23 protein-coding genes are annotated in these 24,134 nt (G+C 43.9%); 11 read left to right on the top strand and 12 right to left on the bottom strand.

Features of this window, described 5'->3' with window-relative positions; genetic code table 11:
• Nucleotides 1-25: 25 nt before the first annotated feature.
• The 3 genes from R7070_RS01565 to R7070_RS01555 all read right to left on the bottom strand — a co-directional run bounded on the left by R7070_RS01565 (nucleotide 26) and on the right by R7070_RS01555 (nucleotide 1,380).
• Entirely contained in the window at nucleotides 26-343 is a 318-nt protein-coding gene (locus R7070_RS01565; RefSeq protein ID WP_053349265.1) for a GIY-YIG nuclease family protein, read from the bottom strand.
• Nucleotides 340-990: a YceH family protein gene (locus R7070_RS01560; protein WP_318141074.1), complete on the bottom strand. Its 651-nt coding sequence runs from the start codon at nucleotides 988-990 to the stop codon at nucleotides 340-342. The genes R7070_RS01565 and R7070_RS01560 overlap by 4 nt, the downstream gene beginning before the upstream one ends.
• Before the next feature lie 165 nt (nucleotides 991-1,155).
• Nucleotides 1,156-1,380, bottom strand: a complete 225-nt coding sequence (locus R7070_RS01555; protein WP_005385630.1) for a hypothetical protein — start codon at nucleotides 1,378-1,380, stop codon at nucleotides 1,156-1,158.
• A 220-nt stretch (nucleotides 1,381-1,600) separates the two neighbouring features.
• Here R7070_RS01555 and R7070_RS01550 point away from each other — a divergent pair, with 220 nt between their 5' ends.
• On the top strand, nucleotides 1,601-1,915 hold the full coding sequence (locus tag R7070_RS01550; RefSeq protein WP_005373603.1) for a DUF496 family protein: 315 nt from the start codon (nucleotides 1,601-1,603) through the stop codon (nucleotides 1,913-1,915).
• A 121-nt stretch (nucleotides 1,916-2,036) separates the two neighbouring features.
• Nucleotides 2,037-3,380 (top strand): MATE family efflux transporter, encoded by a 1,344-nt coding sequence (locus R7070_RS01545; RefSeq protein WP_017635172.1) that lies wholly within the window; start codon nucleotides 2,037-2,039, stop codon nucleotides 3,378-3,380.
• A gap of 68 nt (nucleotides 3,381-3,448) precedes the next feature.
• On the opposite strand, the gene R7070_RS01540 is transcribed toward R7070_RS01545, so the two are convergent.
• A complete protein-coding gene (locus R7070_RS01540; protein ID WP_167416150.1) occupies nucleotides 3,449-6,085 on the bottom strand; it encodes an ATP-binding protein in 2,637 nt (878 codons plus the stop codon).
• A gap of 614 nt (nucleotides 6,086-6,699) precedes the next feature.
• Between R7070_RS01540 and R7070_RS01535 the strand changes: the two genes are divergently transcribed.
• Together R7070_RS01535 and R7070_RS01530 are read left to right on the top strand one after the other, a co-directional pair.
• Nucleotides 6,700-8,133: a glyceraldehyde-3-phosphate dehydrogenase gene (locus R7070_RS01535; RefSeq protein WP_025767937.1), complete on the top strand. Its 1,434-nt coding sequence runs from the start codon at nucleotides 6,700-6,702 to the stop codon at nucleotides 8,131-8,133.
• A gap of 240 nt (nucleotides 8,134-8,373) precedes the next feature.
• A complete protein-coding gene (locus R7070_RS01530) occupies nucleotides 8,374-8,595 on the top strand; it encodes a hypothetical protein (RefSeq protein WP_005373607.1) in 222 nt (73 codons plus the stop codon).
• Nucleotides 8,596-8,720: 125 nt separating this feature from the next.
• Here the strand turns inward: R7070_RS01530 and R7070_RS01525 are convergent, their stop codons facing one another.
• From R7070_RS01525 to R7070_RS01510, 4 genes are all read right to left on the bottom strand, one after another.
• On the bottom strand, nucleotides 8,721-9,050 hold the full coding sequence (locus R7070_RS01525; protein WP_005373609.1) for a hypothetical protein: 330 nt from the start codon (nucleotides 9,048-9,050) through the stop codon (nucleotides 8,721-8,723).
• Between the two features lie 329 nt (nucleotides 9,051-9,379).
• Nucleotides 9,380-9,994: a LysE family translocator gene (locus R7070_RS01520; protein WP_005373611.1), complete on the bottom strand. Its 615-nt coding sequence runs from the start codon at nucleotides 9,992-9,994 to the stop codon at nucleotides 9,380-9,382.
• A gap of 109 nt (nucleotides 9,995-10,103) precedes the next feature.
• Nucleotides 10,104-11,018: a LysR family transcriptional regulator gene (locus tag R7070_RS01515; RefSeq protein WP_017819875.1), complete on the bottom strand. Its 915-nt coding sequence runs from the start codon at nucleotides 11,016-11,018 to the stop codon at nucleotides 10,104-10,106.
• A gap of 40 nt (nucleotides 11,019-11,058) precedes the next feature.
• Nucleotides 11,059-11,514, bottom strand: coding sequence for an Lrp/AsnC family transcriptional regulator (locus R7070_RS01510; protein ID WP_005373615.1), 456 nt, complete (start codon nucleotides 11,512-11,514; stop codon nucleotides 11,059-11,061).
• Between the two features lie 327 nt (nucleotides 11,515-11,841).
• Between R7070_RS01510 and yjeH the strand changes: the two genes are divergently transcribed.
• Nucleotides 11,842-13,104 carry an L-methionine/branched-chain amino acid transporter gene (gene yjeH / locus R7070_RS01505; protein WP_005373616.1) on the top strand — a complete coding sequence of 421 codons (1,263 nt, stop codon included), beginning with the start codon at nucleotides 11,842-11,844 and terminating at the stop codon, nucleotides 13,102-13,104.
• Here yjeH and R7070_RS01500 read toward each other — a convergent pair whose 3' ends face one another.
• Nucleotides 13,105-14,550 (bottom strand): PLP-dependent aminotransferase family protein, encoded by a 1,446-nt coding sequence (locus R7070_RS01500; RefSeq protein ID WP_213915846.1) that lies wholly within the window; start codon nucleotides 14,548-14,550, stop codon nucleotides 13,105-13,107.
• Nucleotides 14,551-14,650: 100 nt separating this feature from the next.
• Between R7070_RS01500 and R7070_RS01495 the strand changes: the two genes are divergently transcribed.
• Nucleotides 14,651-15,307 (top strand): pyridoxamine 5'-phosphate oxidase family protein, encoded by a 657-nt coding sequence (locus R7070_RS01495; RefSeq protein WP_064369367.1) that lies wholly within the window; start codon nucleotides 14,651-14,653, stop codon nucleotides 15,305-15,307.
• Here the strand turns inward: R7070_RS01495 and R7070_RS01490 are convergent.
• Nucleotides 15,288-16,610, bottom strand: a complete 1,323-nt coding sequence (locus R7070_RS01490) for an ATP-binding protein (protein WP_256900386.1) — start codon at nucleotides 16,608-16,610, stop codon at nucleotides 15,288-15,290. The two genes, R7070_RS01495 and R7070_RS01490, sit on opposite strands and share 20 nt — an antisense overlap.
• A 3-nt stretch (nucleotides 16,611-16,613) precedes the next feature.
• Nucleotides 16,614-17,306: a response regulator transcription factor gene (locus R7070_RS01485; RefSeq protein WP_005373624.1), complete on the bottom strand. Its 693-nt coding sequence runs from the start codon at nucleotides 17,304-17,306 to the stop codon at nucleotides 16,614-16,616.
• 366 nt (nucleotides 17,307-17,672) lie between these two features.
• On the opposite strand from R7070_RS01485, the gene R7070_RS01480 reads away from it, so the two are divergent.
• Both R7070_RS01480 and R7070_RS01475 read left to right on the top strand, forming a co-directional pair.
• The gene (locus R7070_RS01480; protein WP_031777160.1) at nucleotides 17,673-19,214 is read left to right on the top strand and encodes a hypothetical protein; all 1,542 of its coding nucleotides are present in this window, start codon (nucleotides 17,673-17,675) and stop codon (nucleotides 19,212-19,214) included.
• A gap of 12 nt (nucleotides 19,215-19,226) precedes the next feature.
• Nucleotides 19,227-19,916, top strand: a complete 690-nt coding sequence (locus R7070_RS01475; protein WP_031778833.1) for a hypothetical protein — start codon at nucleotides 19,227-19,229, stop codon at nucleotides 19,914-19,916.
• 91 nt (nucleotides 19,917-20,007) lie between these two features.
• Here the strand turns inward: R7070_RS01475 and R7070_RS01470 are convergent, their stop codons facing one another.
• A complete protein-coding gene (locus R7070_RS01470) occupies nucleotides 20,008-21,009 on the bottom strand; it encodes an AraC family transcriptional regulator (RefSeq protein WP_053304538.1) in 1,002 nt (333 codons plus the stop codon).
• Between the two features lie 107 nt (nucleotides 21,010-21,116).
• On the opposite strand from R7070_RS01470, the gene R7070_RS01465 reads away from it, so the two are divergent.
• From R7070_RS01465 to R7070_RS01455, 3 genes are all read left to right on the top strand, one after another.
• Complete coding sequence (locus R7070_RS01465) at nucleotides 21,117-21,443, top strand: MFS transporter (protein ID WP_017635162.1); 327 nt, start codon at nucleotides 21,117-21,119, stop codon at nucleotides 21,441-21,443.
• Nucleotides 21,443-22,666, top strand: a complete 1,224-nt coding sequence (locus tag R7070_RS01460; protein WP_064354863.1) for an HlyD family secretion protein — start codon at nucleotides 21,443-21,445, stop codon at nucleotides 22,664-22,666. The genes R7070_RS01465 and R7070_RS01460 overlap by 1 nt, the downstream gene beginning before the upstream one ends.
• Nucleotides 22,667-22,767: 101 nt before the next feature.
• On the top strand, nucleotides 22,768-24,090 hold the full coding sequence (locus tag R7070_RS01455) for an ABC1 kinase family protein (protein WP_256900385.1): 1,323 nt from the start codon (nucleotides 22,768-22,770) through the stop codon (nucleotides 24,088-24,090).
• Nucleotides 24,091-24,134 lie beyond the last annotated feature (44 nt).

The following is a 24,134-nucleotide window of genomic DNA, read 5'->3' as shown; positions in this document are numbered from 1 at the left end:
TGTATCTTTGCGTAGCAAGGGCTTATCAGAGTGCCACTATCTCTAACATCATTTGTTGATGTTCGTCGACGACAATATTTGCTTTTGACATAACGAGCAGCTCTTTTTTCGCTTTAGTTAGTTGCTTAATATAGTACTCTGCTCGCATGGCAAGCGTCTTTGACTCAAAATCCGATGACCATTCCAATATCAAAGGGCCTTTTCCCTTCAAAGCTTTCGCTCCTTTTCCGGTTTGGTGCTGATTGAATCTTCGTTCAACATCATTGGTAACACCACAATACAACGCGTTGCGGTTATTTCGTATCAGGTAGACACTCCAACGCTGCGTTGTATTTTCCATCATGAAAGCAGTGACTCAACCTTAGCTTTTAATTCATCCAGCTCTTCTTTCAGCTGAGCGACTTCGAGCTCTAGTTGACTTACTCGATCGGAGCTCGAGCTTGCAGCAGACACATGCGCTGCAAGTTCGGACGCATCAACATCACCACAGAACAAATGCATATAACGCGACTCCCGCTTACCAGCCTCACGTGGTAATTTGACCACTAATGGTCCTTTCTCTTCGCTTGCTAAATGCTCAAGGACCGTTTCCACTTCTTTTACATCATGAAATGTCGCGAGACGATTAGTACGAGTACGAATTTCCCCAGGTGTTTGAGCACCGCGCAAAAGCATACAGCATACAATGCCCTTCTCCTGCTCTGTCAGCTTTAAATCACCAAATTCCGTATTACAGAAACGGTGTAGATACTTGCTGACGCGGCTGTTGAACGCACTTTCGTCACTGACGAGCCTGCGCTCAATAAGAGCATCAACGGCATCGAGAACGTCTGACTCAGAGAGTGACATCACGGGATCACGGTTGCTTTTTTGATTACACGCGTTGGTTAATGCGTTTAGGCTGAGGGGGTAAAGATCTGGGGTAGTGACTTCTTTTTCGATCAAGCAACCAATAACTCGTGCTTCAATTGCCGTTAGCTCAACTTTCATAATGCATTTCCTTATTATTTTTGCATTTGACTTTGTACCTAAATCGCTTCGAAATCATACTCCATAAATTCACACAGCAGTGCAAGAAGCGTTAGCGGTTCAGGTGTTGGTGTCAGGCTAAAGCATAGCGTAAGACCTGACACCCCTTACGAATAGGGTCAGGTATCAATGCTCCGAGAGAATCGGCACTCTCGTCAAATTGCCATCTTGGTCGACCATCATTATTTTTGAACGATTAAGCTCAACTTCGATGATTTCGAGTTGCTCACGGGCGTTGATATACGCCGTTTTTAACTTTTCAGCCACAGAGCGAGTGACTTGCTCATTATCTTGACTATTTACTTGCTCCGCAGTGTTACCAGAGTCCATATCAAGTTCATCATTTTGCATTCAATGGTGTTGATAATATAGTGAAGGCCACGTTATGACAATTAATCGATGGATTCTACGATGTTGGCCAAAACTCGAAGAAAGCAGCACGATTATATGGACACAGCGCAATTGGTTGAGAAATGTTCAACTCTGCATTGCTATTGATCTAAAGACTGTTATGCCACTGGATGTTGTGCTTTAATCGAGGAAGATATTCATAAAATTAGGAAAGAGAACTATGAGTAGCGTATTTGAAATCGTTAACCAAGCTCGTCGTAAAAACAAACTAAAACGTGAGCTTCTTGATAACGAGAAGAAAGTTCGTGATAACCGTAAACGTGTTGATCTTCTAGAAAACCTTCTAGACTACATCAAACCAGAAATGACTCACGATGAAATCGTCGCAATCATCAAAAATATGAAAGCAGACTATGAAGATCGTGTTGATGACCACATCATTAAAAGCGCTGAGATCTCTAAAGCACGTCGTGACATCAGCCGTCGCATTCGTGAGCTGACTGAAGAAGACAAGCAAACTAGCGGCAAAAAATAAACGCGTGAGCTAGATTTTCGAACCCCGAGCAAGAATATCTTCCTCGGGGTTTATTTTTGTCTCTAAACTAACCGCCGTGTACAATCAATCTAACTCTTATTCCTAACGCATTCAGCTTTCTATGTCTTCAACTACGACAAGTACACAACCAACGCTTGCAAAACAATTATTTACGATGACCTGGCCAATGCTTTTTGGCGTTCTGTCTTTAATGAGCTTTCAGCTTGTGGATAGCGCGTTTATCGGTCAGCTCGGCGTTTTACCGTTAGCCGCTCAAGGTTTCACTCTGCCTTTGCAAATGGTCATTATCGGCATTCAAGTCGGTCTAGGGATCGCAACGACAGCGGTCATTTCTAAAGCTCTTGGGGCGAATGAAAGCCAGTATGCCAAACAACTTGGCGGATTAGTATTGATGATCGGCTCAATTGGTGTCGCTATTTTTGGCGGGCTAATTTGGCTTTTGCGCTACCCCATTTTAGCTCTATTAAGCGCTCCAGAATCTGTTATGCCGATAATCGACAGTTACTGGCCTTGGTGGTTATTAAGCTCATGGACTGGTGCGGTTTTGTATTTTTATTACAGTATCTGCCGAGCTAATGGCAATACAATGTTACCTGGCACAATGATGATGATAACCAGCGGCGTGAACCTTGTACTCGATCCGCTATTTATTTTCACGTTTGACTTGGGTATTAACGGAGCGGCAATAGCAACCATCGTCGCTTTTGGGTTTGGTATTTTAGTCGTCGCTCCTCGCGTGAAGAAGAACCACTGGGCAACGACACAATGGCAAGATCTTAACGTAGCCAAAAGTGTTGCATCTATCGGTAACATTATGGGCCCCGCGATGATTAGCCAACTGCTGCCACCGTTGTCTTCCATGCTAGCAACAAAATTATTGGCGAGCTTTGGAACCGCAGCAGTCGCCGCTTGGGCGCTTGGTTCACGCTATGAGTTCTTTGCTATCGTTTCGGTCTTGGCGCTGACAATGTCTATGCCTCCAATGGTTGGACGCTTACTTGGAGCAAAGAACTATGAAGATATCCAAAGGCTCGTCAGTATTGCCGTAAAATTCATTCTAGGTTTCCAACTTTTGATTGCTGCCATTACATTTGCCGTCGCAAACCCACTCGCATTATTGATGACAAGTGATGTGCAAGTGGAGCAAGTCTTGGAAATGCATTTACTGATAGTGCCGATCAGTTTGGGTTCATTAGGGGTTTGTATGCTAATGGTTTCTCTTTGTAATGCATTAGGCAAATCTTACACCGCGCTCACTATTTCAGCGCTGCGCTTGTTTGTCTTTTTCCTACCGTGCTTGTGGGTTGGCGCTCAAATGGATGGAATCCGAGGTTTACTCTTAGGCGCTTGTATCGGCAACCTGTTAGCTGGTGTTTCCGCATACCTAACCTATCGCCAAACCATACGCAAACTCGCAGGCGCTCAAGCCAACGCACAACAATGAATAATCAGAACTAAGCCCCTGAAGTGGGGCTTTATCGTTTTGACGCCTTGTCTAAGTTGAAATGTTAGCTAGGCGAGTTTTAATTCACTAAAGAGCTCAAATAACTGGTTCGATTTATACGGCTTAGGTAAATAAGCATCCATGCCTGCCGCAAAACAGTTGTGGATGTCTTCTTCCAAAACACTCGCAGTGAGTGCGATAATCATCGTTTTTTCACGTCCTGCTTTCTTTTCCCAACGACGAATTTCTTTCGTCGCGGTCAGTCCATCCATCACGGGCATCATGCAGTCCATTAAAATTGCATCGAATTCTTCTCCCTTTGTGATGGCTTCTAACGCTTCTTGGCCGTTGCTTGTTATCAAATAGTCATAACCTGCTTTATCCAGAAAAAAACTCGCTATTTTCTGGTTCATCAAATTATCCTCCGCAATTAAGATCCTCCGATGAGAGCGCGACGCTCGATATTCAGAGCTGACAACATTATTGGTGACATTGTCACTTGATATAGTCTTTTCAACCTTAGCTAAATCATCAATGACATGCTTAAATCGATTGCCAAGGAAAGGTAATGTGAGTACGGCATGTACTTTTTCTGCATTTTCGTAGGGAGTGGATAAATGATGCTGGCAAATAATCACACGGCGAAGATCGTAATTAAATGATAGATTATCCAAGACTTCATCGGTATTAGCGTCGTTACTGTGGCACAGAAATATGACATCAAAGTCATCATTTATCGCTTGCACTTCATTCACATTATTAACGCCAAAGAGATTGATTTTCGCTAAGCGACACTCTTTTAATATTTGGTCGGCGTAGTCGTAATTTGAGCAGATCAAAAGCCCTTTATTAATCACCTCCGAACGCCAGCCAAACACCGGAATTGCTTCAACCTCAATCGAGAATTCAAAGCATGTGCCCACTCCTTTTGTAGATGTTGCTACGAGCTTGCCCCCCATCATCGACACAAGCTGACAACAAATTGCCAAACCCAACCCTGTACCGCCAAATTGCCTCGACACTCCTTCATCTTCCTGAGTAAAGGGTTCAAAAATCGTGGTTAACTTATCTTGATCAATGCCTATTCCGGTATCTTCTACTTTAAACGTCAGCACTCCACGTTCTTTCTCAAGTAACTCTTCATAACTAACATCAACGCATACATGCCCACTTTCGGTAAACTTAACCGCATTCGATACCAGATTCGTAACTACCTGTTTGACACGATGATCATCGACCATCACGCGAATGGGGATATTTTCAGCTAAATTAATACCTAACTTTAGCTGTTTAGATGTTGCTTTGGATTGGAATAAAATCATCGACTGATACACGACTTCTCGGATATCCGCTTCTATTAGTGACAGCTCCAATCGTCCAGACTCGATTTTAGAGAGATCCAATATATCGTTAAGTAAAGTAAGCAGTGTTTGAGATGAGGAGTCAATGTCATCAACAACTTCTTGTTGATGCGAAGACAACTCACTTTGAGAGAGTATTTCTGTCATGCCCATGATCCCGTTAAGGGGCGTGCGTATTTCATGTGACATGTTGGCAAGAAACACAGATTTTGCACGATTAGCCGATACTGCTGACTCTTTTGCATGCAGTATTTCTTCAGTTTGTCTCTGCATTTCTTCAACCACTCGATTCACTTGCTGAGCAAAAATGGTCAGTTCATCACTTCCATCAACTTTGACTTTTGTTTGCTTCTCTTCGGAGTTGATCAACGCGTTTAAAGTATGAATGATCGCATCGAGTTTGCTGTTAACTCGGAACCAAGTACTAAATCCGAGCCAACAAAGCAGGATAACCACTAAGGCGACGCCAAAACTGATCATCGCTATATTGGCCTTTTGTTCATGAACCTGCGTGAGAAGCGACTGCTCAGTTTGTTTGGTGAACCCATCAATGAGCACTTGTAAGCGCTGCACACGAAAATCGAGTTCTTTTAAATACGCGGCGTAGTCACTTTGTGACATGTCTCCTGACATTAATTGTCCGCGAGACGCCAAGTTTCTCTGATATCTCGGCGAAGTAAACAAGCCAAGCAATTTATCCACTTGCTCGTATGACCCACCTAAGTTTAAAAACGCATCCAAATTTTGCTGCTGTCTGTCAATCGCCTGATAAAACATACTTTGACTTAGCCGACTCTTAGGGTCTTGGACTAAACGGTTCGTCAGCCAAGCTTCTTTCTGTGTCCAAAAAGAGAGCTGAGCAAGGTAGGCAATAAAATTTTGCATGCGAATGCCATCGTCACTGCCATACCATTGATGATTTTGCAACAAAGAGCGCGACATATTTTGGAGCTGTTGAAATGCCCAATCACCCAGGTCGTCCATCTCACTCAATCTACCTGACAATACCCCCAGCATGGCTTCTTTCAGTTCATCAGCATACTCAGCAGTATTAGGGTTACTCACAAACTTTTGATGCAAAGAAGAAATAACTTCACCTTGTTCTTCAATATTAATGGCTGCAGAGACTTGAAGATCAGGCTGTCGGCGTACTTTCTCTATGGAGTAAATAAAGTGGGAGGCCTTGGATATCAATTGGAAACCTTGAATATTGCTAACCGTTTGATTGAGACGGCTCACGCGCAACGCATTATCAGAAAACTGCTGAACTGCAAACACCACTATTACCACAGCGGGTAATAGTGCGAGGAGTGCTAAGCGTGTTTTTATTGATAATCTCAACATCCATCAGCCTAATGGTTGATTTCATCCGTTTATTTAATATTAGACTAGTTTCTTGCATTGAAAGGCATATACGACATTGTTACTTTCAAACAACATTCACCTACCTAGATTATGGTTATTGTGAGTGTTTTATCATCGGCTAATGAAGTGGCAATTGTGATTCAAGTCATATTTTTTGATCTTAAAGTTGGATGCAAACAATAAAGTTTCACTCACAACTAAGAGTCGCATCACTTTTCAGGAAATCATCTATTGTATGTTTACCTATTGAGTTGCCTTATCGAGTTAAATCACACAAAAATGCAAAATATCAATTTTTGTCAACAAAAATAATTTGAAAGCAAACGTTATCATCGCAAAAAAAGTAAGTTACTTTCTAAATGTCAATACGTGAAAACCACTGCTTTAGTCACATTAATCCACCACTAACGTCCCCTTAAGTAGTGTTTTACACTGGATTTAATTTTCCTAGCAGAATAAGGACTCCGACCTTAGAATCCGCACACATAACTATTACAACCCGATTACATAACCCACCACACTCTTGCACGCTGCCGAAGAGGCAACAGCAGAGAGTATGGTTAGCCCCAAAACGTGAAAGGTCTAATACAACAATGAGTCCAGAGAAATATCTCCAAGACTGGCAAACTAGCCAAACGATTGCTGAATCTATTTCCCCTCTAATTGGTAAGCTATATCGTCAAAAAGGAATCGAAGTGGTTCTGTTTGGTAAAACGCTTATTAATGCTACTACTATAGACATTCTCAAAACTCATCGCGTTGCAAGACGTTATACCGGTAACCCACTTTCGCTTGAGCACACGATGCCTATTATTCAAGCGCTTTGTGAAATGAGCATTTCTTCATGCCGTGTCGATGTTGGCCAATTGGCAACTATGTACTGGAATGAACATGACGATACAAGCTCTCTAAACGATTTCCTTATCACTGCACTTGATGGCGCTCGCGACGCAGATTCTTCATTGAAAGCGCGTGATGTGGTTCTTTACGGGTTCGGTCGCATTGGTCGACTACTTACTCGCCTTCTCATTGAGAAAAGTGGTCCAGGTTACCCACTAAGACTACGTGCGATTGTGGTTCGTGGCGGTAAAAAAGGCGATTTGGAGAAGCGTGCTAGCTTGTTGCGTCGTGACTCAGTTCACGGTCAGTTCAACGGTAGCATTGTTATCGATGAAGAGCGTAAAGCACTGATCGTTAACGGCAACTACATCCAAATCATCTACGCAAATAACCCAAGCGAAGTGGATTACTCAGCTTTCGGTATCAATAACGCGCTAGTTGTTGATAACACAGGTGTTTGGCGTGATTCTGAAGGCCTGAGCCAACACTTAGCGTGTAAAGGCGCAGAGAAAGTACTGCTAACAGCACCAGGTAAAGGTGACATCAAAAACGTTGTATTCGGTGTAAATGAGTCGGTAATTAAAGAAGATGACACCATCATCTCTGCGGCAAGCTGTACAACAAATGCAATCACGCCAGTCCTTAAGGCTCTGAACGATAAATATGGTGTTCTTTCTGGCCATATTGAAACCGTGCACTCATACACAAACGACCAAAATTTGATCGACAACTTCCACTCTGGTGACCGTCGCGGACGTAGTGCTTCACTAAACATGGTTCTGACTTCAACAGGTGCGGCAAAAGCAGTTGCTAAAGCATTGCCAGAGCTTGCAGGCAAGCTAACAGGCAACGCGATTCGCGTACCGACACCAAACGTATCTATGGCAGTCGCTAATCTAAACTTAGGTGAAGACGTAGACCGTGATTCACTGAACGATTACTTGCGTGAAATGGCGTTGAACTCTGAGCTTTCGGCACAGATTGACTACACCGATTCAACAGAAATTGTATCAACTGACTTAGTTGGTTCTCGTCATGCAGGCGTCGTAGATGGTCAAGCGACTATCGCACAAGACAAGCGTTGTGTACTTTACATCTGGTACGACAACGAATTCGGTTACAGCTGCCAAGTTGTGCACTGTATGGAACAAATGATGGGTGTTCGTTACCAAACATTCCCTCGATAGGTGAACTTTGCTCCACAACGTTAACCACATAGCGTAGCGGACAATATCTCATATTTGTTCTAAATAATAAGCGCCATGCGCATTACTAATATTTTTCCCCGTTTATACGCCTGATCACCCTCAGGCGTTTTTTCGTTTCATTCATTTGACACTCTCCGGACAAAGTGAACGTCAGCATTCATGTTTTGTTCATGTTCACAGCATTAATCTGAGCACATAAATTACAGAGAGGTCATGATTATGAATCGGATTATTGTAACTGCACTAGCACTGATTACCGGCTTTTTTACATTAGTATTTAGCTTGATTATTGCGATTCCGTTGACCATCGCAGCATTAATTACCGGCAAGCGTATTGAAAAGCGCGTCAAGAAAATGCAGAGAGAAATGCACGAAGAATATGAGTTTAATACAGGTAAAGCAGATGCGATTGAAGGTGAATTTGAAGAGGTTCGCCGGTAAGTAAATAAGATTTAGATGAGTTTCTCTCCCCCGACAGCTCCTGAGAAACTTCTTGCTTTCACCCTGTCCTTAAAATGGCAGGGTGCTTTTTTGAAAAGCACAATATTGAATAAGCACCTAGCGGTTTATTGCTTTATCTTTTTGTTGTAGGAGGCTGTGTAACCAGCCTCCCATAAATCACCATCGACACCAGAGTATGGGTTGGATTCTTTCGGAGCGCCGCTTAGGCAAGCATCTTTGCCTTCCTTCTTAATTTCATCGATGTGATTTAAAACAAAGTCAAAGTGTTTAGGATCAGCCTTTTGTAGTAACCCGTACAAAAGGCCAAAGCCAAGCATCGTAAATACAAACAGTTCAAAAAACACCCAAATGCTCTTTGTTGAAAAGAATATCCAAGCAACGCTGCAAACACTGGTCAAAATTACTACTGGAGCTAAATCTACTATTCTTTGCATATTGCTCTCACCTTCTAAACGGTCATGGAGTCTCTACCCCTTTCATAGGGTAAGTAAGAGGAAAGTCCGTTTTTATCCAATAAAGCACTCTCGACTTAATATGCGACACTGTTAGTATTAACGTTAAGTGGCTATCGTTCTCATTATAACAATGCGTTGGAAAGTAGCTTTCACAGCAAATGAGAATATGAACCAAAGTGACACTATTGATAATATTAATTTTAGCAACGTTTAGCGTCAGAATTACGTAAATTGTGTAAGGGTTACTGAGAGTAGACAAAAAAGCAGCCACACGGGCTGCTTTTAGTATTTCTGTCTTGCGAGCTTGTCTATACCGTTACGACCACTCTAAGAGCCAGCAGCATGAGTACTACCCCTGACAAACGATCAATCAACACTGCCTTAGAGCGAATTCTGTCAACGACTTTAGAGCTCGATAGCACTAGGGTAATAAAGGTGTACCAAAGCCCATCCACAACAAACGGCGTGGCAACAATGATCATCTGATTACTCAAATCATTACCAAGCGCGACAAACTGACTGAATAATGCGATAAAAAACAAAGCAATTTTGGGACTTAAAATCGAGATAAAAAAGCCTTCTCGCGCAGACTGGATTACCGTTGTTTCCTCACCTGACTCCAACTTCGCAGCCACACCACCTTTTGAACGCAAAGCATTAAAACCTAAATACGCAAGATATGCCGCACCCACAAGGCTAATCGTCTTGAAAAGCATCGGGCTTTGCTGCAAAACAACAGCGAGACCAATCAAGGTAATAAACGCATATATACCAATGCCAAACGCATGAGCCCAAGCCGTAGCTAATCCATTGATGCGTCCACCAGCCAACGAGTGCTTAGCGACAATAGCTAAGCTGGGACCTGGTGACATAGCCCCTAATAAACACACGGTAAAAAGTGATAACCAAACTGTTAGTGTCATAAGAATCTCCCCTCTTTGACGCTCACTCTATCAACGGAAGAGGTATAATTAGAAATCAAAGTTATTCATACTAATCATGACTTCAAGTCATAGCTAAACGGTGTACGTATTAGCGAATGGAATATTCAGAGATTTGCATTACTGAGCGAATCTCTTCTCGCACCCATTTATGCGCAGGATCCGTGTCGTATTTGGGATGCCACATTAACCAATATTGATGAATAGGTGTTTCGAGTGGTAATGCTTTATGGGTTAAGTCCCAATGCTTAGCGAGGTTAACGGCAATATGTTCAGGAGCCACCATCAGGTGCTCACTTGCAACTAAGCGATTGATCGCAGCAGAGAAGAATGGAACCTTAAAGGTAACGTGGCGGGTGTGCCCTAGCTCTTTCAATGCTAAATCAGTGTAGGAATCTTTGTCTCCGCCGCCAGTCACTTTGATGTGTGAATATGAAATCAAGTCTTCAATACTGATCTGGTCCTGCTTTGCTAACGGATGAGAAGATTTCATCAAACAAACTGATGAATCCTCACCAATTTTAACGCTCGACACACTCTGTGGTTTTTCTGGATACATAGAAGACGCGATATGGATGCCCGTCTCATGAAGTTTATCAAGAAAGTTGGGTTGCCACAGTCGGTACGCCATATCTAGCTGTGGCGCTTGTTCACCCAAGTGAGAGGCAATATCGGGCAATACGTATTGCGCCACGTAGTCACTAGAAGCAATAACAAGCTCACCTTGCCACTGCCGCGGCTCAAAAGGTTGGTCATCGAGTAAATGGTCAAACTCAGCCAGTAATGCATCAAGCTTTGATTTTAACGCTATTGCTCGTGGCGTTGGTATCAGTTGATTACCTTGACGAATAAGCAGTGGGTCACCACACAGATCGCGCAATTGTGCAAGCTGTCGACTGACGGCAGACTGCGTAATGTGCAAACGGTCTGCGGTCCGGCTGACATGACACTCCTCTAAAAGTACATGCAAGGATCTAAGTAGATTCAAATTAATGTTGTTTAACATATTCGCTCAGAAGGATTTTCAACATGGCATCCATTCATGGTCACTTCACAAACAGGTTCCCAGTCGTGTTAAAGAATTCAGCTAAGACGGTATGAGTCATCAGGTTTCGAAGCTCTGGATATCGTTGAATTTGATCTCTGATTTCGTTCAAGCGAGCCATCGTAGGCACTTCGACAAAAACCATCATGTCCGTCTCACCGCTGATCGCATGACACCATTTTACGCCATCAATTTTGTATAACTCGTCCGCGTATGATTCGCAATAATACGTAGAGGTTGATTTATCGAACTTTAAGGCAAAATAGGCGCAAATCGAATCCCCACCCGAAGGCGCAATTTCAGCGTGATACCCTAGAATCACTTTGTCATGCTCTAGCTTACGAATACGGGCCGTTACCGCAGAACGAGAAAGGTTTACTTTATCCGCAATTTCAGTCACCGACAGCCGAGCGTTGTGCCTGAGCAGATCCACAATCTTATGATCAAACTTGTCCATACCGTTACCAAGCTTTCCTTATTTTTCTCATTCTATACCGATTCTAACTGCATAAGAAACCAACATTTTGTTGGAATTATTTAAAACAACCGTCATATTGACGGTTTAGTAAATCATTTTGTTATTAACATTTTGGATATGCTATTTGGCGGGCATGAGATGAGTGCTGTTATCCATTTCAACAGAAAATAGATAACACATTGAAATCAAATTCCCAACTTAAGTACTCAGCACATAAATAGCATCGCTTAAACACATAAAACGAAATAACCAGAAGCCACAAGCTTTTTCGTAATAAGCCTCATAACATTGGATGAATCAATTCGCATGGAAGAGCTCAAAAAAGACATTTCACTCACATCAGGTATCGCACAGTTATCCACCACATTAATGGGAACGGGGCTGTTTATGATCCCGGCTATCGCAGCAGGTATAGCTGGCCATTTTTCACTATGGGCTTGGATTTTATTGTTCATCGCGATTTGTCCTATTGCGCTGACTTTTGCTCAACTGGGTAAACGATACCCCAACGCGGGCGGAACAGCCTTTTTTGTACGCAAAGCCTTTAACGCCAAGCTGGAAAGTAGTGTCGCTTGGCTATTTGTTAGTGTCATTCCGGTAGGGGTTCCGGCCGCGATTGCACTCGCCGCAGGCTTTCTACAACAAATATTGCCAGAGCCTATTAGCAACAATCTGTTTGCACAAGTTCTCACGGTAGTACTTCTTGTGTTCGTCAACTTGATGGGCACAAAATCATCAGGTCATTTACAAACTCTTATTGCTTTGAGTGTCTTCGCACTTGTTGGCGCATTTTTATGGAAAGGCGACGTTAACAACGCCGATCTTGTGATGCCCGCCATCACACAAGAGTCAATTTGGCCTATTACCGCAGCGTTAGGCGTGATGTTCTGGTGTTTTGTTGGCATAGAGGCTTTTGCCCATATGGGGGAAGAGTTCAAAAACCCTCAAAGAGATTTCCCTATTGCCATTGTGGTCGGTTGTTTTGTAGCAGGGGCTACCTATTGGGCATGCTCTGTCGTTATTTTAAAATTTGGCGCGTATGGTAACGCTCAATTTGATAACGCATCCATCCCCTGGCTTAGTGCCCAACTACTAGGCGATGGAGCCAAATGGATAATCAGCTTGATAGGTTTCTCCGCTTGTTTCGCGAGCGTTAACTTATACACACAGAGCCTAGCGCGAATGGTCTGGGCTCAAGCTCGTGAACATCGTCCTTCTAGTCCACTAGCCAAGATTTCACGTCGTGGTGTCCCTTTCTCAGCCACCATATTAGTTGGCGGCATATTATTGATATCTTGTGTGATAGGAACCCTATCACAGCTCGATCTGGAGTTTTTCCTAAAACTCGCAAACAGTGTATTCGTTCTGGTTTACATGTTGGCGATGTTAGCCGCTTTCAAATTGCTTCGAGGATTTGGTAAAACACTTGCGGGACTGTCCCTACTGCTTTGTACCGGTGTTTTTATATGTTTAGGCTGGTCAATGTTTTATGCACTTGGCATTTTTACTCTACTTTTACTGCCTTGGAAACAGTGGCGACATAAGCGACAAACACGTGTAGTTGAATAGTCATCGCTTCCCATTTCGAAATATGTGAGCTAAACGTTGGATACCAGCGTCTATGTTCTCTAACGCGATATTGCCGTAACCAAGCACGGCACCATGCCAGTGACGTGCTTGAAAATCTGGGTATTCATAATAGCTCAAAGGTCGCAAGATGATCCCTTCATGCTCTGCTAGTTTCGTAAAACGCTGCTCATCCATACCGTCTTGCCATTTCAACGTAATATGAAGCCCCGCCGCTTGACTAACGACGCAAACACGGTCGCCAAAATGCTGTTGAATGGATAAATGCATCTGTTCATGCTTAGTTTTGTACAGTCGACGCATTTTTCGAATATGACGTAATAACCCACCTTCAGTAATAAAATCTGCCAATGCTTCTTGTGTATGCGTCGGCGAGTCACCACTTAACGCATCCTTAACCACCAAACATTGCTCTACTAAACGTTCAGGAGCTACAAGGTAGCCAAGCCGCAATCCGTTAAACATCACTTTACTGAAGGAACCCACATACAACACACGCTCATCTCGACCCATTTGAGCCGCTAGCCCCTGTAAGCTGGTATAGGGACGATGAGCAAACTGGAATTCGCTGTCATAATCGTCTTCGATGATCCAACGTGACTGTTCGACTGCCCAGTTGATGATCTTCCCTCTTTGCTCAGTATTGAGTGTGGTGCCCATCGGATATTGATTGCTTGGGGTGATATACAGGGCATCGGCATCGCTTGTGGTCACCGCTTCCACATCAAAACCTAATGTCTCTCTTACGAACAAAGGCTCAAATTGATAGTTTTGGAACTGAATCAACTTCCGCATTTGCGCGTAACCTGGTTGCTCCATCAGAACCTTATCACCTTGTTTGAGCACTACCATCGTCGCAATCGACAACGCTTGCTGCGCCCCAGAGGTAATAATAATGCGCTCTGGAGAACAATTCACTGAACGGCTTGATGCGAGGTAGTCAGCTAAAGCACAGCGCAATGCCCAACTACCCTGAATATCTTGATTCCCCAACAAGCAAGTACGAGACATATGGCGAGTGAGTAACTTTTGCCATTGCGCCATCGGAAATGCGTCCAAATCCGGCACACCCGGTGCAAATGCGCGGTTGATATCAAAGTGAGCTTTCGGTGATGAGTCTCTCTGAACTGAACTAGGTTCAGGCAAGTACTGCTCTGGCAGTTCTACGGCAACATAAAAGCCAGAACCTTTTTGGCTGTTCAAGTACCCTTCCGCCACTAACTGTTCGTAGGCAGAAATCACGGTATTCCTACTTAGATTAAGCTCTTGTGAAAGCTTCCGCGTAGAAGGCAGCTTCCCATTCTTCACCCACAGTCCTTGAACAATTTTCTTGCGAATAGCCAAAAACAACGCTTGCTGACGCGTTCCTTCACTGTCTTTTAAATGTAGGTCACCGATATCAATCAAAGACAAACTGGATCCATCCATTAGTTAAAACTGGCTCTCTTTAAGCTACCAGTTAAACGCTACATTGCAATCAAAGAATGAGGATAAATCGCTCGTAATCGTGAGCAAGCAAGGAGAGAAAATGCTATCCAACACCAATAGAACGGAAATTAAGAAAGGCGCACATAAAGCCGTCTCTGATGTTAGCAAACTGCACGCCATCATAGATGAAAGCCTAATCGCTCATATTGCGATAACCAACGAGTCAGGCCCTGTGGTCATCCCTATGCTGGCATGGCGTGTCGATGATTACGTGTATATCCATGGTGCCAACAACAGTCGACTGTTACGCTCACTCAAACAAGGAGTGCAAACGTGCTTAACCTTTACTTTGTTTGATGGTTGGGTATTGGCTCGAAGTGCGTTTCACCACAGTGCGCATTATCGCAGTGCTGTGGTCTTTGGCCAGTTTGAGGTGGTGGAAGATAACCAAGAGAAAGACAGGTTGCTGAATCACTTTATTGAACAGATCGCTCCGGGGAGAACAGAACAAATCCGTTTGAGTAATGAAAAAGAACTCAAAGCCACCATGCTGCTGCGTATTCCACTCACAGAAGCATCGGTGAAAATCAGCAATTTTGGCGTCAACGACGATGCGGAAGACATGGACATCCCTGTTTGGGCAGGTGTCCTACCCTACCAAACCGTCGTAGGTCCGCTGCAAGCTTGTGACGATTTGTATGAAGGTATCGCAGAGCCAGACTACCGCAGTGCCTACTCTAACCGTTGGCAGGAATAAGCACCGTAAAACGTGCGCCGCCTAAGTGACTCTCGCCGACAGAAAGCTCCCACCCCAGTTGCCGCGCTGCACTGGTAGCGATGGCAAGCCCTAAACCAAAGCCTTTCATGTCGGCGTTGCGGCTTTTGTCTAAGCGCGAAAATGGCATAAATACTTCTTCTCGCATCGCCTCAGGGATGCCCGGACCATCGTCCTCAATATCGATGCTCCAGCAATCCGCTACCGTTCGAATCGTCACCTCAACGCAGGACTCACCATAACGCTTGGCGTTTTGCAGTAAATTATCGAGGACAAGGTTACCCAAAGTAGGATGAAAGTGAATCAATTGGTTCGCGAGTTTATTTTCTGCTCTCAACATGGCGGACTCTAAGCCTAGGTAATTCATGCGGCTTTTACACCAAAGTGGCAGTTCCATGGTTTCAACAGAATCGATCCATGAGTGGTTTTTCACACTCAAGCGAGACAGCATGACAATGTCGGACGTTAAATCCGTCACGACATCAACGTATCGTTCAATATCGTCATGTAACTCTGCCTGCATTTCACCACTCGTGCGTCGAGCTAAATCCGTCGCTAGCTGAATACGACTCAGCGGAGTGCGCACTTCATGAGGAATAGCTTGAGTAAAGATGTGTGTTTGGCGCACTCGTCTCTCAATCTCTTCAGACATGCAGTTGAAGCCTTGGGCGAGCTCTTTCACAGGTTGCGAAAATTGCTTTAGCTCGACTCGCGTATTCAACTCACCAGAACCAAATTGTTGTTGCGCAGCCGTTAGTTGCCGAATTTGGCGGTCAAGACGTCGTACAGGTATGTAAACCATAATGCCTAAACTGAATACAACAACCAAAAGTAGAGTAAGTATAAATACAATCTCAGAATCTTCATTCCAATCAACGTGTGGGCTAAAGAAATCCGTTTTTTCTTTGAAAACTAAACTCTTCGAAGTGTTAGGCAAAGGGAATACCGCAGCATAGGTACTGCCATCAATAAGATAAACAGGTATCCCTTGCATACGGTACAGCAGATTACAATCTCGACAAGGCGGTGATCCGTCCCAGTTTTCAACCAATGTTAAATCAAAGATAAAGAAATCTTGCTTGCCGTTTTCGGTTAACTTCTTGTAGAGAGAATCCGGAGTGCCTCGTTGCTCAATGTATTGATCGACAAAATAAGCACCGTCACTCAAAAAAACACCGACTTCTGTTTTGCGCATGTACTCTTCCCCCATAAAGAGAAACAAAGCAACAGTCAGCGCAAGGCCAGTTACTAACCCCACATATAGACGAGTAAACAGGGAAAACATGCGTCATTTACCTGTCAGCATGTAGCCGTGGTGACGTATGGTTTTAATGGTAGCCGTATGGATATGAGCCTTAGAGAATTTCTTCCTTAGTGAGGATATACGCATATCAATCGAACGATCAGTAATACAGTATTCAATGCCTCGGGCAAGACGGCAACATGATTCACGAGATACTGGCTTATCGACATTCAGCATCAGGAGCTCTAAAATTTCAAACTCAGAACTCGTTAAACCAATATCTTTTTGCAAATAAAATGCTTGGGAGCGACGAAGACAAAGACTAATGCCATATCGGCTCAGCTTTTCTTCTTCAACGATATCAACTTGACGACAATAGCGACGCAACGCTGCTTCAATACGGGCGAGCAAAATATTACCTTTTATCGGTTTGGTAAGGTAATCATCAGCACCGAACTTAAACAAGCTCACCTCGCTCATTTCATCATCGGTCGCAGTCAAAACAATGATAATACCATGATAAAACTTACGCGCCTCTTGGCATATTTCTGCGCCATTTTTTCCTGGTAACATCAAATCTAACAGCACTAGGTCCGGCTTGAGCCCCTTAATCGTTTCTAATGCATTTTGACCGTTATCGATGACAGTTACCGTATATCCTTCGGCTTCGAGGTACATTTTGGTTAATCGAGCAATCTCTGAGTCGTCTTCTACCAGTAAGATTGTATTACCCACCATGAATCATTTACTCCACCAATATGATGGAGGGAGTATATCGCTCGTCCTATACTGCGCAACCTACTTAAATGATAATTTTAATAAAACGCAGGCTTACATACGCTTACAAACCATACATATACGATAATCCTAATCATTCTATACCCCTAAAACCATGCAATAACCTGAGGTTTTATTCATTATCAGAATATAGCTTCACATAGAAAATAAAATTCGGAATAAAAATCCACTATATTTTTAAATATATCGAATAATAGGTCTTACCAAAAAACAATATCAACATATATGACTTAGTTTGCTTATATAGACAGGACTTTATGTTGCTTCTAAGTTTCCTGCTCTAATAAAGTCTACGAGTAACATGAAATGAGATATTCCAAATTAACACCTTTAGCCATATTTTGCGCGATAAGTCTAACTGCTTGTGGCGGCAGTGAATCTAATTCGAAACCATCGACAACGACACCTCCAACACCACCAATGCCAACATTGAGCACTGTCACAATCCCAACTGTCGTTTCTACAGAGTTTCCGGCCAAGTTAAAAGTGGCTGCTGATTCGGGCTTCACCCACTATGTGAAAATCTCCCTTTCCGAAGCAAACAACAACGATACATTTCACATTGTGGCTGTTGATGACGGTGCGAATAATGAAAAAATCTTTCGTGCAGCCAAAATCATCCAACACCTTCTCACAAACCAACCAGACTCTAAGTACGGTGCTGACAAGTCTCGTATCGCTAAGACATTAGCCGAGCGTGATGCCACACTAATGCTGACCGAAAACGACGAACAGAATGATGAGATGTTAACCAAAATCTTTATCAACGAACTGATTCGCCAAGGCAAATTGAACGATGCAGTTACAAGCTCGGGCTTAGCACACTCTTTTGATACTAGTTCTCTAGAAAAGTTTGTTGTAAGCATGATGGTACTTAACGAAGATGATATGGATACACTTGTCACATCTATCGCGTCAACATTAGTAACTAGTAAAGAAACACCAAACTGGCTAAGGAATAGCCAATCTTTAATGTATCGAGAACTGACAGTTGAAGGCGATTGCCATTACATGAGTAATTTTGCCGATTACTGCGCCAATCTTGGTAAAAAAGCCGAACGAGACGCCGCTTTTGAAGAAATTTTACACTTGGTCCAAGCGCAAGGTATTGCACCTAACACGGCGACTGCGGCACTGCAAAATGACATTCAAGCTCATGCGTTAAGCATCTATAACGATATTCAATCGGGCAAACCGACGGTGTGGCGCCCTACTCAGTATGACTGGGACGATTGGAAATCGGACGACTTCGATCCTGAAAGTGTGAAACAAACGGGCCCTTCATATTCTCACGAATATTTTGCTGCCGCTTTTGAAGCTTACATGGGTGTAGCAAAAGCAAACGGACATGGTTTAGATGGCTACCAAGCGTTAACGCGTGAAGAAATGCAAACCCAAGATCCACAAGCCGTTGATTGGATCAGTGGCTTATTCCACGGATACTTGCAATATACCGCGAATATCGACTCTGCGGGCGTCAAGCTCTACACAGAAAAGACAAGTCCAGGCACAGTACCTACCTTCCGTATGGCTCCCAACAAAGACGGTTTGATAGAAGCGTACACCTACAAATCTCAGTGGCTAACAAAAGTGAAGATCATTGGCGGCGACGCGATGAATGTGATCGGTAATGATCAAAACAATACTTTTGAAGGCAACAGCAAAGACAACAGCATTTATGGTGAAGGCGGTATCAACACCTATATCGTGCCACACAAACTGGCGGAATGTACTGTTATCAAAGCAAAGAGCGTTTCTGTTGAGTGCCCGAGTACAGGCACTGACGAGTTGTACGACATTCAGAACATCCAATTCACCGACCAAACCCTAGATGTAACCAAGCTATAAACAATGAAAAACATGAAGAAACTTATTCTATTCGCTCCCTTGCTCCTTGCTGGTTGTGGTGGCCTAGCCGTCATGGATCGTACTGATGCCGTAAAAGCACAACCAGAAATGCTGATCAAAACCGACGGTGATTTTTGGGGATTCGGTGCAGATGGCCATTTTGATTTTGCTGGTAAGTACAAAGGCAAGTATTCACGCAGTGCTTCTAACTCAAGTTGGTTTAACCGTATCTCTTTCAAAGAAGGTTCAATGGGCGCAGAAGTGACTCGTATCGACAGCGGAGAAACTTGGCTTTTGAACTGCACCGGAGGCGGTATGTCGGTTAACTACATGGGCGTCGATTTTGGTGGGAATGATCCTTACACCTGTGACATTACTCAAGATGGTAAAAAAGTCGGTGAGTTTGCGATGGAGCCAAAATCGGCTCTCATCGACATCAGCTTTGAAAAAAAAGAGACAGGCGTAGTGCGTATTGGTAGCACCCACTTTAATGTAGAAACTGTACATACTAGTCCTGACGCCATGATGGCGGTAGACATTCCATTGGGTTATAGCTTTAAGGAGGGCACACAAGAAATTGCCGCAGTGCAGACGAACGGTACCATTGCGGTACAGATGCTCCCTGAACTTAGCGAACAAAAAAAGGATGTAATTGCCATCGGCGCTGTTGCAAGTGCACTAAGTTGGCGCCCTAAAAAATAGCCATTACATAAAACAACAACACACAAAAAAACAAAGCCCTCTACTTTTTTGAGGGCTTTTATTGCTTGTACTCATAGAGATAAGTGGAGCACTACTTCTCTAATCTTCCCGTATACTGCTTGGGCGTTAATCCACGATGTTTCTTAAACATACGATTGAAGCTCGCCACATTGGTGTAACCAAGGCGCGTGGCAATGTCATCAATACTCACGCGCTTACTCAACAAACCAGCTGCAATATTACTCAATACATAGCCAGAAACCGTCGAAAAATTGAGCCCTAATTTATGCAAACGACGTTGAAACTGCTGTTCAGATAAATCAAGCAGAGAAGAAACGCGCTCTAACGTTGGCAATCCATAATGGCTGCTGTAATTCACCACTTCATAAATCACTTTCAACTCATCTTCTGGGTCGGGCATATTAAGCAAATCATCCAAATCGGAAAAACTCATCGCTAGACGGCTGTCTTCTCGATGGCTCACTTGGCGAGAAGCTAGTCGGTCATCTCCCGGGATCCATATCTCTGTTTTTGGCTGACTCCATTCCACCTCGCAGCCGAAATATTCCCGGTATCGCTCAGTATTTTTTCTCGAGCCTGAAACCTTGACACGTAAAGGCTGGTAATCTTTGCCAAGAAATTCGCGTAACACCTTAATCATAAATACCGCACAGCGGATACTATCGTGCACCTTTACTGACGTTTCTATAAACGGGTTGTGGTAAGTCCATTTGATGATTTTACCCGACTGTTCGCCAGCAAAAAACGCCCCTGATTGTAGGTTGCTCACACCATAATTCACTCGCCGAATGGTACTGGCTAAATCATTGCCGGAGAATAACCAGCGTCCCACTGGCCCTAGCTTTTGCAGTTCAATACCTCGGCTGAGACTCAACACCACATCCGGGTCACCACTGGCTTGTTCAACACAACGGTACCATTCCGCAACGGCTTTTAGCGGGATCAGTGTCATTGGGTTGCGAAACACCGATGCTGGGATCCCTAACTCATCCGAGTCCAAATTGTATTTAGATAACGCGAGGTTATGCATGTTTAGAATGCCCATCGCACGAATAAACCGAACCGTTTTCATAACCAATCACATCAAATTTAATCCTATAGTGATTGAATCTGTCACAAAGAAAACCGCAAATCAAATTCAGATCACAATACGCCAACAGTTTGATAGAGGAGTGTTTAATGAGTTTACTGAGTGTCCCATTTGTCGGTACAGGCGCAGATACGGCGTTACATGTTGTCGCTGCTGTCGTTTTAATCGCGAGTGTCGCGGGCGCGTGTTACGGCTTTTGGAAAATCCATGAATTACCTATCAATAAAGCACACAGCAAAGACCATCATCAGATAGGGCTCATCACTGCGCTGACCTGGATAGGGTTTGTCTGGCACTGGGTTTGGGTGCTAGCCGTGATCTTTGCATTCGTTGATATGGAAAAAGCCATCATCAATCTGCGTGATACATGGAAAAGTAAACCGCAAACAGAAACACAGCCAAAAGAGGAAGCATAATGTTAGAAGGTTTAGCGGTATGGGCACTCTTCATCTATCTGTTGCGTTTGGTTGGCATGCCTTGGAACAAAGCAACCAAATCGTTCGCTTATCTTGGCGGCTTGGGTTGGCTAATGTTCGTCTGGGTAGGTTTGATTAACTTCACCCCGATGGATTTATCCGGCGGTTCTGTCGTGCAGTCACCACACATCCAATTGCGTCCAGATTCAACCAATGTAAAAGGTAAAGTTGACCACATTTACATTGAGCCGAATCAGAAAGTTAAAGAAGGTCAGCTAATTTATGAACTTGACCCAACGCAATACAAAATCGCATTAAATCAAGCGAACGTATCCGCTGATTCTGCTCGCGTTGCATTAGCTACAGCAAAAGGCGACATCGAGATTGAAGAAGCTAATCACGAAGCGCTAGTGCAAGATCTAGAAACATCAAAGAGCCAGTTGGAAGCGGCCAAAGTTGACTACAAATTGCAGAAAAAAATGCTAGATCGTTATGTTGAGCAAAACCGAGTGGTGCAAAACACCATCACGGAAAGCGACATCGACAAACAATCGAGTGCGGTTGATATGGCACGTCACAACGTGTTAACCCTTGAGTCTCAAATTAAGAAGAAACAAGTCGATATTTCCCGAGCAAAACTGGCGATTCATAAAGCCGAGTTAGCGGTTGAAACGAAACAAGCTGAATTGCGCCAAGCGGAAGAGCAAATTGCAAAAGCACAATGGGATTTGAACAGCACCAAAGTGCATGCACCAACAGATGGCTTTGTCACCAACTTTATCCTGCGTGAAGGTCAGCGTGTATCGATGATGCCGCGTATCAACATGTACACTAACGAGAAGTACGTGCTGATGCGAGTCAACCACCAGGCGATTCGTAACATCAAACCGGGTCAGCCAGCGGAATTCTCTTCGTCCGTTTATCCAGGTAAGATCTTCTCAGCGACCGTCGAAGGCATTGTTGAAGCAACAGGTGAGTCACAAGGTAATCTACTGGGTTTCGATGATTCTGTTCGCGTGACAACCGGCAAGAACTTACAAAACAAACATCACTTTGTTCGTCTTAAGATTGATGAGCCAGAAGGCTACGACATCCCTGTTGGCTCTGTTGGCCTGGCATGGGTCAGCGGTGAAAAACCGATAGGCTTCATGGCCTTCTTAGATGTGATTCGCGGGATCATCATCCGAATGAAGTCTCAACTGTACTTCTTCTACTCTATCTAAACTCGCAAACCGCCAGTTACGCTGGCGGTTTTCTTTTCATTTGTATCCAAACATATCCTTTTCCCGTATAACAATTAGTTAGTAAATAGCGGAGAAGATTCATGTCGGTAAAGGAAAGAAGCCTACCTACCCATCGCATCTCAAGATTCAGCAAGTTCGCTTCACTTGCTACCCGTGTCGCAGGCAATGTGATTGCAGAAGGCACGAAGCAGATAGCCAAAGGCAACAAACCAAAAGCGAAAGACCTCTTGCTGACGCCACAGAACATCGCGCGTTTAACCGACCAACTTGCTCACCTACGTGGCGCTGCAATGAAGCTTGGACAAATGCTATCAATGGATGCTGGTGATGTTTTAGAACCTGAACTCGCCGATATTCTTTCCCGTCTTCGTTCCAACGCAGACCCAATGCCTGCAAAACAACTCAACGCAGTAATGGAAAGTTCGCTAGGAACGAATTGGAAAGCTGAGTTTCTGTCATTTAACTTCAAACCAATCGCCAGTGCATCAATAGGACAAGTGCACCAAGCTTACAGCGATGCGGGCGATAACCTAGCCGTCAAAGTGCAATATCCGGGCATACGGAAAAGTATCGATAGCGACGTCGATAATGTCGGTACACTGCTCAAGGTCGTTGGGTTGATTCCCGAGTCTGTCGACTACAAAGGATTGCTCGAAGAAGCGAAAAAGCAGCTACATGACGAGGCCGATTACGCACGAGAGGCACAATTTGCCATTCGTTATCATGACGCTTTGAAGGAGCACCCTCATTTTGTGGTGCCCAAGATTCATACTGAAAGTTGCTCAGACTCCGTTCTCGCGATGGAATTCATTGATGGTAGCCCGATTGAGCAAATCGAACATTATGATCAGAGTACGCGAGATTTTGTCATGCACAGCCTACTCGAATTACTGTTTCGAGAGCTGTTCGAATTTAAGATGGTACAAACCGACCCAAATTTCGCCAACTACTTATATATCGAAAACACTCGTCAAATCGGCTTGCTAGATTTCGGGGCCACTCGCGAGTACAGCGAGCGGTTCAGCACTGGTTATCGCCAAGCTTTCGCATCTGTCGTTAACAATGACGAACAAGGCTTGAATGATGCGCTTGAACAAATAGGCTTCTTCAGCCAAACCATCCTTCTAGACCAACGCCAAGCGATTCTCGATCTAGTGAAAATGGCATGTGAACCTATGTTGGTCGATGAGCCCTATGATTTCAAAGCCAGCGACTTAGCACAAAAGCTTCGCGAGGCTGGCACCATTCTAAGCATGGAGCAAGAATACTGGCATACTCCACCAGCAGATGCCCTATTTTTACACAGAAAAATCGGCGGAATGTACTTGCTGGCAGCCCGTATTGGCGCAAAAGTGAACATTCGCCAATTGGTACAGCCATATCTCACCATCAACAGCGAATAGCCTATTGTTTTTCTGTTACTTTCAAGTACCTTGAGCAAGGTTAA

Source organism: Vibrio sp. 1557 (assembly GCF_033340175.1).
Classification (GTDB): domain Bacteria; phylum Pseudomonadota; class Gammaproteobacteria; order Enterobacterales; family Vibrionaceae; genus Vibrio; species Vibrio alginolyticus.
The sequence above is the reverse complement of the archived record's forward strand: the minus strand, read 5'-3'. Positions and strand labels throughout refer to the sequence as shown.

Coding starts and splice junctions, on each gene's coding strand:
- R7070_RS01470 (WP_053304538.1), bottom strand. CDS start 21,009: ATGAAAACGGTTCGGTTTATTCGTGCGATGGGCATTCTAAACATGCAT.
- R7070_RS01510 (WP_005373615.1), bottom strand. CDS start 11,514: ATGGACAAGTTTGATCATAAGATTGTGGATCTGCTCAGGCACAACGCT.
- R7070_RS01540 (WP_167416150.1), bottom strand. CDS start 6,085: ATGTTGAGATTATCAATAAAAACACGCTTAGCACTCCTCGCACTATTA.
- R7070_RS01485 (WP_005373624.1), bottom strand. CDS start 17,306: ATGGTGGGTAATACAATCTTACTGGTAGAAGACGACTCAGAGATTGCT.
- R7070_RS01495 (WP_064369367.1), top strand. CDS start 14,651: ATGCTATCCAACACCAATAGAACGGAAATTAAGAAAGGCGCACATAAA.
- R7070_RS01545 (WP_017635172.1), top strand. CDS start 2,037: ATGTCTTCAACTACGACAAGTACACAACCAACGCTTGCAAAACAATTA.
- R7070_RS01465 (WP_017635162.1), top strand. CDS start 21,117: ATGAGTTTACTGAGTGTCCCATTTGTCGGTACAGGCGCAGATACGGCG.
- R7070_RS01475 (WP_031778833.1), top strand. CDS start 19,227: ATGAAGAAACTTATTCTATTCGCTCCCTTGCTCCTTGCTGGTTGTGGT.
- R7070_RS01555 (WP_005385630.1), bottom strand. CDS start 1,380: ATGCAAAATGATGAACTTGATATGGACTCTGGTAACACTGCGGAGCAA.
- R7070_RS01460 (WP_064354863.1), top strand. CDS start 21,443: ATGTTAGAAGGTTTAGCGGTATGGGCACTCTTCATCTATCTGTTGCGT.
- R7070_RS01520 (WP_005373611.1), bottom strand. CDS start 9,994: ATGACACTAACAGTTTGGTTATCACTTTTTACCGTGTGTTTATTAGGG.
- R7070_RS01500 (WP_213915846.1), bottom strand. CDS start 14,550: ATGGATGGATCCAGTTTGTCTTTGATTGATATCGGTGACCTACATTTA.
- R7070_RS01455 (WP_256900385.1), top strand. CDS start 22,768: ATGTCGGTAAAGGAAAGAAGCCTACCTACCCATCGCATCTCAAGATTC.
- R7070_RS01525 (WP_005373609.1), bottom strand. CDS start 9,050: ATGCAAAGAATAGTAGATTTAGCTCCAGTAGTAATTTTGACCAGTGTT.
- R7070_RS01530 (WP_005373607.1), top strand. CDS start 8,374: ATGAATCGGATTATTGTAACTGCACTAGCACTGATTACCGGCTTTTTT.
- R7070_RS01535 (WP_025767937.1), top strand. CDS start 6,700: ATGAGTCCAGAGAAATATCTCCAAGACTGGCAAACTAGCCAAACGATT.
- yjeH (WP_005373616.1), top strand. CDS start 11,842: ATGGAAGAGCTCAAAAAAGACATTTCACTCACATCAGGTATCGCACAG.
- R7070_RS01550 (WP_005373603.1), top strand. CDS start 1,601: ATGAGTAGCGTATTTGAAATCGTTAACCAAGCTCGTCGTAAAAACAAA.
- R7070_RS01490 (WP_256900386.1), bottom strand. CDS start 16,610: ATGTTTTCCCTGTTTACTCGTCTATATGTGGGGTTAGTAACTGGCCTT.
- R7070_RS01560 (WP_318141074.1), bottom strand. CDS start 990: ATGAAAGTTGAGCTAACGGCAATTGAAGCACGAGTTATTGGTTGCTTG.
- R7070_RS01480 (WP_031777160.1), top strand. CDS start 17,673: ATGAGATATTCCAAATTAACACCTTTAGCCATATTTTGCGCGATAAGT.
- R7070_RS01515 (WP_017819875.1), bottom strand. CDS start 11,018: ATGTTAAACAACATTAATTTGAATCTACTTAGATCCTTGCATGTACTT.
- R7070_RS01565 (WP_053349265.1), bottom strand. CDS start 343: ATGATGGAAAATACAACGCAGCGTTGGAGTGTCTACCTGATACGAAAT.